This is a genomic window from Streptomyces sp. NPDC043867 (assembly GCF_056435845.1).
Genome location: NZ_JBWKDS010000075.1, coordinates 7,231 through 16,018, shown reverse-complemented (window position 1 = coordinate 16,018; position 8,788 = coordinate 7,231). Strand labels below are relative to the sequence as shown.

At 73.2% G+C, this 8,788-nt stretch carries 7 protein-coding genes; 5 read left to right on the top strand and 2 right to left on the bottom strand.

Translation table 11 applies throughout. The features are described from left to right. The 3 genes from AC069T_RS37600 to glgB all read left to right on the top strand — a co-directional run. Nucleotides 1–228: alpha-glucosidase C-terminal domain-containing protein (locus AC069T_RS37600; RefSeq protein ID WP_478787021.1), on the top strand; the 228-nt coding region annotated here is incomplete at its 5' end. 26 nt (nt 229–254) lie between these two features. Beyond that, nucleotides 255–1,646 (top strand): maltokinase N-terminal cap-like domain-containing protein, encoded by a 1,392-nt coding sequence (locus AC069T_RS37595; protein ID WP_478787020.1) that lies wholly within the window; start codon nt 255–257, stop codon nt 1,644–1,646. A gap of 58 nt (nt 1,647–1,704) precedes the next feature. Continuing rightward, nucleotides 1,705–4,002, top strand: a complete 2,298-nt coding sequence (gene glgB, locus AC069T_RS37590) for a 1,4-alpha-glucan branching enzyme (RefSeq protein ID WP_478787019.1) — start codon at nt 1,705–1,707, stop codon at nt 4,000–4,002. A gap of 28 nt (nt 4,003–4,030) precedes the next feature. Here the strand turns inward: glgB and AC069T_RS37585 are convergent, their stop codons facing one another. Both AC069T_RS37585 and AC069T_RS37580 read right to left on the bottom strand, forming a co-directional pair. Then, nucleotides 4,031–5,455 (bottom strand): M1 family metallopeptidase, encoded by a 1,425-nt coding sequence (locus AC069T_RS37585; RefSeq protein ID WP_478787018.1) that lies wholly within the window; start codon nt 5,453–5,455, stop codon nt 4,031–4,033. A gap of 133 nt (nt 5,456–5,588) precedes the next feature. Further along, the gene (locus AC069T_RS37580; RefSeq protein ID WP_478787017.1) at nt 5,589–6,377 is read right to left on the bottom strand and encodes a PIG-L deacetylase family protein; all 789 of its coding nucleotides are present in this window, start codon (nt 6,375–6,377) and stop codon (nt 5,589–5,591) included. 191 nt (nt 6,378–6,568) lie between these two features. On the opposite strand from AC069T_RS37580, the gene AC069T_RS37575 reads away from it, so the two are divergent. After that, nucleotides 6,569–7,462, top strand: coding sequence for a Gfo/Idh/MocA family protein (locus AC069T_RS37575; protein WP_478787016.1), 894 nt, complete (start codon nt 6,569–6,571; stop codon nt 7,460–7,462). Between the two features lie 72 nt (nt 7,463–7,534). Next, a complete protein-coding gene (locus tag AC069T_RS37570; protein ID WP_478787015.1) occupies nt 7,535–8,500 on the top strand; it encodes an ATP-dependent DNA ligase in 966 nt (321 codons plus the stop codon). Nucleotides 8,501–8,788 lie beyond the last annotated feature (288 nt).

Genomic DNA, 8,788 nt, shown 5'->3' with positions numbered 1-8,788 from the left:
CGGGAGTACAAGGACGACCTCGTCCTGTGCGTGCACAACTTCTCCCGCTTCGCCCAGCCGACCGAGCTGGACCTGCGGGAATTCGACGGCCGGCACCCGGTGGAACTGATCGGCGGAGTGCGCTTCCCGGCCATCGGCGAGCTGCCGTACCTGCTGACGCTGGCGGGCCACGGCTTCTACTGGTTCCGGCTCCGTGCCCTCTCCTCCCGCGTCATCCGGCGTTCTTGACCGTGTACCTGAAAGGACGCGTCGCCATGCCGAAGAGCGCACTGCAAAGACCGAGCAGCCTCGATCGCGCCCCGCTGCTCAGCTCGCTCGCCGAGCTGCTGCACGCATGGCTGCCGCGGCAGCGCTGGTTCGCGGGGAAGGGCCGGACCATCACGGACCTGACCCTGTTGTCGGTGACGGAGCTGCACCCGGGCTGTCTGCATCTTCTGGTACGGGCCGAGCACGAGGCCCCGCCGGCCGGGCGCGGGCCCGGCACCACTCCCCCGCCCGACGACTGCTACCAGCTGCTGCTGGGCGTGCGGGAGTTCCTGCCGCCCAGACTGGCGCCCGCCGTCATCGGCCGTGCCGAGGAGGGCCCGCTGGCCGGCCTCATGGTGTACGACGCCCTTCAGGACTCCGAGGCGGCGGGGCTGCTGCTGGAGCGGCTGCGCCACCCGGGAACCGCCGGGCCACTGCGGTTCGAGCGCGACACCCGGGTTCCGCTGCCCGCCGGGCTCGCCCCGCGCCTGCTCGACGCCGAACAGTCCAACTCCTCGCTGGTGTACGGCGACTCCTTCATCCTGAAGGTCTTCCGCCGTATCCAGCCCGGCGTCAATCCGGATCTCGAGGTACCCGCGTCGCTGGCCCGGCAGGGCTGCACGCGGGTACCCGCGCCGGCCGCCTGGTTCCACACCTCGCACCCCGAGCGGGCGACCCTCGGCGTGCTCCAGCCGTACCTGCGCGACGCCACCGACGGCTGGGCCCTGGCGCTCGAGACGCTCACCTCGGAGCGGGACTTCACCGAGGAGGCGTACGCGCTGGGCGGGGCCACCGCCGAGGTGCACCTGGCCCTCGCCGAGGCCTTCCCCCTCGACACCCCGAGCCGGCGTCACAACAGGCGGCTCGCGGAGGCGATGACCGAGCGCCTGCACACCACCGCCCGGTCCGTCCCCGCGCTGCTGCCGTACGTGACCGGGCTGCGGAGCGCCTACGACGCGCTCGCGCGGCTCGACAAGGTCCGTCCCGCCCAGCGGATCCACGGCGACCTGCACCTCGGTCAGGTGCTGTGCGCGGGCCGGCGCTGGTTCGTCATCGACTTCGAGGGCGAACCGGCACGCCCGCTGACCGAGCGACGTCGCGCCCAGTCCCCCGCCCGCGACGTCGCCGGCATGCTGCGGTCCTTCGACTACGCGGCCCGCTCCCGTCGCCCGTGGCGGCCGGAGTGGGCGCAGCGCTGCCGCGAGGCCTTCTGCGCCGGCTACGCCGCCGAGGCGCGGTGGGACCCCCGGGAGGAGCCGGAGGTGCTGCGCGCGTACGAGACGGACCGAGCGGTCTACGAGGTGCTGTACGAGGCCCGGCACCGGCCCGACTGGCTGCCCGTGCCGATGGCGGCGATCACCCGGCTCGCCGAGACACCGTTGAATCCGCGCCGGCAGTAGCCCGCGTCCGGCCCACCCCGTCCTTCTCCCTTTCCCTGTCCAAGGAGGCTCCAGAGCCGTGGCACCCCACACCGCAGTCGTCCCCGATCCGTCGGCCCCCGCCCCGCCGTCCGGCACGCCGGAACCCGCCCCCATGACCTCCCGGGCGGGACCGCCGCAGTCCGGCCGGGACACCCGCGGCGTACGGCAGGCCGCCGCGATGGACGCGACGGACCGCGCGCGTCTGCTGTCGGGTGCCCACCACGACCCGCATTCCCTGCTCGGCGCCCACCCGGTCCCGGGCGGTGTCCGGTTCCGCGTCCTGCGGCCCTACGCGCGGACCGTGAGCGTCCGGGTCGACGGGAAGCGAACACCGCTGCACGACGAGGGCGACGGGCTGTTCTCCGGTGTCCTGCCGCTCGACGCCGTCCCCGCGTACACGCTGCTCGTGGCGTACGACGGCGACGAGTCCGAGGTGGCGGATCCGTACCGCTTCCTGCCCGCCCTCGGCGACCTCGACCTGCATCTGATCGCCGAGGGGCGGCACGAGGAGCTGTGGCGGGCGCTCGGCGCCCAACCGATGGTCCACGACGGCGTCACCGGAACCCGTTTCACGGTGTGGGCGCCCAACGCCCGCGGCGTCAGGGTCTGCGGCGACTTCTGCCACTGGGACGGCACCGCGTACCCGATGCGCTCGCTCGGCTCCACGGGTGTGTGGGAGCTGTTCCTCCCCGGCCTCGGTGCGGGCGCGACGTACAAGTTCGACATCACCCGTCCGGACGGGACGCACACCCTGCGCGCCGACCCGATGGCCCGGCGTGCCGAGGTGCCGCCGGCGACGGCCTCGATCGTGACGGAGTCGTCCTACGAGTGGGGCGACGCGGACTGGATGGCGCACCGGGCGGACGTGCCGCTGCACGAGGCGCCGTTCTCGGTGTACGAGGTCCACCTGGCGTCCTGGCGGCCCGGCCTGACCTACCGCGAGCTGGCCGAGCAGCTGCCCGCCTACGTCGCCGAGCTCGGCTTCACCCACGTCGAGCTGATGCCGGTGGCCGAGCACCCCTTCGGCGGCTCCTGGGGCTACCAGATCACCGGCTTCTACGCGCCGACGTCCCGGCTGGGTGCACCGGACGACTTCAGGTACCTGGTCGACGCCCTGCACCGGGCCGGGATCGGTGTGCTCATGGACTGGGTGCCGGCGCACTTCCCGCGCGACGACTGGGCGCTGGCGCAGTTCGACGGGACCCCGCTGTACGAGCACGGAGACCCGCACCGGGCCGCCCACCCCGACTGGGGAACGCTGGAGTTCGACTACGGGCGCCGCGAGGTGCGCAACTTCCTGGTCGCCAACGCCGTGTACTGGTGCGAGGAGTTCCACATCGACGGCCTGCGCGTGGACGCCGTCGCCTCCATGCTCTACCTCGACTACTCCCGCGAGCCCGGCCAGTGGACACCCAACATGTACGGGGGCAACGAGGATCTCCACGCCGTCTCCTTCCTCCAGGAGATGAACGCCACCGTGTACCGGCGCAACCCGGGCGTCGTCACCATCGCGGAGGAGTCGACCGCCTGGGACGGCGTCACCCGGCCGACCTCCGACGGCGGCCTGGGCTTCGGGCTGAAGTGGAACATGGGCTGGATGCACGACTCGCTGGTCTACATCTCCAAGGACCCGGTGCACCGCAAGTACCACCACAACGAGATGACCTTCTCGATGGTGTACGCGTACAGCGAGAACTACGTGCTGCCCGTCTCCCACGACGAAGTCGTCCACGGCAAGCAGGCGCTGGTGGCCAAGATGCCCGGCGACTGGTGGCAGCAGCGCGCCAACGAACGCGCCTATCTGGGATACATGTGGGCCCACCCCGGCAAGCAGCTCCTGTTCATGGGGCAGGAGTTCGCCCAGGGCGGCGAATGGTCCGAGGCGAACGGGCCCGACTGGTGGCTGCTCGACCCCGCCTACGACGCCGAGCCGGACCATCGCGGCGTCCGCGACCTCGTCCGCGACCTCAACACCGTCTACCGGAACGCGCCCGCCCTGTGGCAGCGCGACACGGACCCCGCGGGCTTCTCGTGGGTGGTGGGCGACGCGGCCGAGGACAACGTGTTCGCGTTCCTGCGCCACGCCGCCGACGGCACGCCGTTGCTCGCCGTCAGCAACTTCTCCCCGGTCGTCCGGCACGACTACCGGCTCGGGGTCCCGGACGACGTGCCCGCCTGGCACGAGGTCCTCAACACCGACCTCGCCCGCTACGGCGGCAGCGACATCGCCAACCCCGGTCCGCTGAAGCCCGAACCGGAGCCGAGCCACGGCCGTCCCGCCTCGCTGCGCCTGACCCTGCCGCCACTGACGACGCTCTGGCTGCGGCCGGCCTGACGGGACGGCTCCGGTCATCCGGCGCGCGTCACGCCGCGGGCGGCTTGCCTGCGGTGCCGATCCAGGTGTGGAACAGCGCGCCGAGGTCCTCGCCGGACAGCCGCTCCGCGAGACGGACGAACTGCGCCGTGGTGCCGTGGCCGCCGCGGTGGCCGGTGGCCCAGGCACGCAGGACGCGGAAGAACACCGGGTCGCCCACGGCGGTGCGCAGCTTGTGCAGGGCCATGGCCCCGCGGGCGTACACGGGAGTCGCGAAGATGTGCGCGCCGTCGCCGGGGTCGGCGGGCGCGAACTCCCACAGGTCGTCGCCGGCCGGGCGCGCGTACAGGCCGTCGAAGGTTTTCTGCGCGCTGTCGCCGCCGTGCTGCTCGGCGTAGAGCCACTCGGCGTAGGTCGCGAAGCCCTCGTTGAGCCAGATGTCCTTCCAGCTGGTCAGGGAGACGGAGTCGCCGAACCACTGGTGGGCGCTCTCGTGCACGAGGGTGCTCAGGTCCGGCGCGCGGTCGTAGACGGGGCGGGTCTGGGTCTCCAGTGCGTAGCCGACCCGCGGGGCGTGGTCGACGATCGAGCCGGCGGCCCGGAAGGGGTACGGGCCGAACAGGCCGCTCTCCCAGGAGAGCACCGAGGGCAGCTTCTTGAGGACGGGGGCAGCCTCGGCCGCCTCGCGCGGGTCCACCGCGTTGTACACCTGGAGCCCGTCCGGGGTGGTGTACCGCTCGACCTCGAACGTGCCCACCGTCGCCGTGGCGAGGTACGCGGCCATCGGCCCGGACTGCCGCCAGCGGAAGGTGGTGCGGCCGTGGGCGGTCCGCTGCCCGAGCAGGACGCCGTTGGACACCGCGGTGCGTCCCTCGGGGACGGTGAGGGTGATGTCGAAGGTGGCCTTGTCCGTGGGGTGGTTGTCGGCCGGGAACCAGGTCATGGCGCCCTGCGGTTCACCGGCCACGAACGCGCCGTCGTCCGTGGGGATCCAGCCGTCCAAGGAGCCGTCCGGATCGGTGACCGGTCCGGGGGTGCCCCCGTAGGCGACGGCGACGCGGAACTCCTGGTGCTTGCGCAGCGGGTGCCGTGGCGTCACCACGAGTTCCTGGCCGTCCCTGCGGAAGGACGCCTTCTCGTGGCCGACCGTGACGCCGGTGACCTTCAGGCCCTTGAGGTCGAGGTCGAAGCGGGTGAGCCGCTGGGTGGCCCGGGCGGTGACGACCGCCTTGCCGTCGAGGTGGCGGCCGGCCGGGTCATAGCCGAGGGTCAGGGCGTAGTGGCGGACGTCGTAGCCGCCGTTGCCGGCGAGGGGGAAGTACGGGTCCCCCACGCCGGGGGTTCCGCCCGTCCCGGCCGCCGCCGGTGAGGCGGCCGCCAGCAGGGCGGCGACGGCGACGGGGACGACCGCGGCGACGGCTTCCCGGCGGAGGACGGCCGGGCGCCCGGAGGCCTGCTGACGGGGCAGAGTCACGTTCGCTCCAGGGATGGTGGCGGTGATCAACGCCGCACAGCCTAGGCTCAGGACCGGCCGGAGAAACCCTCGATCAGGTCAAGTTCCGCCGCCGGGGCGCCGGTCCGTCGTGTCCTCCCGGTTCTGCGGCCGCTCACACCCAGGGCGGCGGACCGTCGGGGATGCGCTGGTGGACGTCGAAGAGGACCGCGGCCTCGACGCCGAGCGCCCGGCCCGCCATGCGGCCCATCCAGGTCAGGAACGGGCCCGGCTCGAAACCCTGGTCGCCCAGTCCCCTGGTGTACTCGGCGTGTGCCGCCAGTGAGGCGATGCCCCGCTCCAGCGGCTCTCCCGTCACGTCCACGCCGTGGGTGGACTGTTCGGCGCCGGCGACGCACACCATACGGATGCCGTTCCAGGGCCTCAGTCCCTCGTTCTCCAGCTCCGGGAAGATCCAGCGGTTGCCGGCGTCCCGGGCCGCGTCGAGGGCGGCCAGGCCCACGGCGCGGTGGTCTGCCTGGTTCGTCATGCCGCCGATCATGCGGACGGTGAACGCGCCGGTGACCACGACCTCGGGGCGGTGGCGCCGCAGCGCCCGCACGATGTCCCGTCGCAGCTCCGGTCCGTACTCGACGACACCGTCACGGTGGTCGAGGAACTCGACGGTGTCGACGCCGACTTCGAGGGCCCCGGCCCGCTCCTCGGCCTCGCGCAACGGCTTCGCCCGGTCCGGGTGCAGACCGTCGATGCCGGCTTCGCCGCGTGTCGCGAGGAGATACGCGACCTGTTTGCCCTGGGCCGTCCAGCGGGCGACCGCGCAGGCGGGACCGTACTCCAGGTCGTCGGGGTGCGCCGCCACCGCGAGACACCGCTGCCAGTCCTCCGGCAGTGCGGGCAGGGAAGGGCCGTCCGCGATGCCGTCTTCGTCGTGTGTGGGATCCATGACCGAATGATGGCGCTGTGCACCGGTTGTACGACAGAGGCGCGAGGCGCGGATCCCCGGCGTGCGCGGTCCCGGGGACGGACACCGCTTCGGACCTGGTCAGGACCCGCCCGTTCGTGATGGAGTTCCGGCATCCCGGGCATTCATGGCGCCCGGCAGACAACACATGACAGACGACAGAACGGACTTCCGTGAACGGCACTCCGTCGGCCTGGTCCTTTCCCCCGGTCGAAGTCGGGCTCGTCGGTGCGGGTCCCTGGGCGCGGGCCGTACACGCGCGCGTGCTCGCCGCCGGTCCCGAGACGCGGCTGACGGCCGTGTGGGCGCGGCGCGCCGAGGCGGCGCGGGAGACCGCCGCGCCGTACGGAGCCGGCGTCGCCGCGAGCTTCGAGGAACTGCTCGACCGCTGCGAGGCGGTGGCCTTCGCCGTGCCCCCGGCCGTGCAGGCGGACCTCGCACCCCGGGCGGCGCGGGCGGGCCGCGCGCTGCTGCTGGAGAAGCCGCTCGGCGGCGATCTGCCGTCGGCGCGGCGGCTCGCGGACGCCGTCGAGGAGGCCGGGGTCGTCTCCCAGCTCGTGCTGAGCAACCGGTATCACCCGGTGGTGCGGACGTTCCTCGACACCGCTCGCCGGCTCGACGTCCTCGGGGCCCGCTCCTGTCTGGTGCACGGCGCCTTCCTGGGCGGCGACTTCGCGACCTCCTGGCGACTCGAGCACGGCGCGCTGCTGGACCTGGGGCCCCACCTGCTGGACCTGCTGGACGCGGCCGTCGGGCCCGTCGTGGCCATCCGGGGCACCGGCGACCCGCGCCGCTGGATCGAGCTGACCTGCGAGCACGCGAACGGCGCCGTCAGCCAGGCCTCGCTCTCCGGCTCCGTCAACGTCCCGCAGGGCGTCACCCGCGTCGAGCTGTTCAGCGCCCGGCCCCCACTCGTGTTCGACAGCACCGGGCTCGACGGCGAGCAGGGCTGGCCCGTGCTGCGCCGGGAGTTCGCCACCGCCGTACGCACCGGGGTGCCGGGCGAGCTGGACGTCCGCCGCGGTCTGCGTCTGCAGACCCTGATGGCGCAGGCGCTGGAGCGCTGACCGGCGGACCCGTTCAGGGGAAAACCGGCGCGGGGCGAGTGGTGTGGGCCCTGACCGGTCGACAACTGAGCTGTGACACTCCCGCGCATCGCCCCCATGCTCGCCACGCCCGGTGTGCTGCCCCCCACCGCACAGGACCCGCGGTGGGCCTACGAGACCAAACAGGACGGCCAGCGCGTGGTGGTCTATCTGCCCGGCGACGGCAGCGTGGTGCTGCGCGCCCGCTCCGGGGAGGACATCACGGCCGCGTACCCCGAACTGCTGCCCCTGGCTGAGGCGCTCGGGAGCACACCGGCGGTCCTGGACGGGGAGATCCTGGTCCTCGACGAGCTGGGGCGGGGCGACTTCCAGCGGCTCCAGGCGCGGATGGGCCTCGCGCACGCACCGGCCAGGGCGGCTCGCCGGGCGGCCGAGGAGCCCGCCCACCTGATGCTGTTCGACGTGATGCAGCTGCGGGAGGACCTGACGAAGCTCACCTATGCGCGCCGGCGCGCCGAACTGGAGGCGCTCGGTCTCGACGGGCCCGCCTGGTCCACTCCGTCGGCGATCGTGGGGCACGGCGAGGCGGCGCTCCAGCTCACCCGCGACAACGGCCTGGAGGGGCTGGTCTGCAAGCGGCTGGACTCCGTGTACGAGCCCGGAGTGCGCTCCCGTGCCTGGATCAAGATCCGGAACATGCGGATCGCGGACGTCGTCATCGGCGGCTGGTCGCCCGGCCGGGGACGGCTCACCGGGCTGCCCGGCGCCGTGCTCGTGGGGCAGCGCGAGGCGGGACGGCTGCGCTACGTCGGCAGCGTGGGCACCGGCTGGAGCGAGGACGAACGACTGGCGCTCGCCGGGCTCCTGGACGCCGCCCGGAGCGCCGGCTGCCCCTTCGACCCGGCGCCGCCCGTGCCGGGAGCGCACTGGGTGCTGCCGCTCCTGGTCGGCGAGGTGCGCTACAGCACCCGGACGCGCGCCGGGATGCTGAGGCAGCCGTCGTGGCACCGGCTCCGTCCGGATCTGGCGCCGGAGGACTCCGCGGCCGATCTGCCCTGACGGGGCTGTCCCCCGTACGGCCGCCCCACGGACCTCGTAGCGGCGCGAGACCGGTGTCGGCCCCGCAGACCTCCCAGCAGCGCAAGGCCGGTGTCGGGCATCAGACCTCGTAGCGGCGCAAGGCCGGTGTCGGGCATCAGACCTCGTAGCGGCGCAAGGCCGGTGTCGGCCCCGCAGACCTCCCAGCAGCGCAAGGCCGGTGTCGGGCATCAGACCTCGTAGCGGCGCAAGGCCGGTGTCGGCCCCGCAGACCTCCCAGCAGCGCAAGGCCGGTGTCGGGCATCGGAC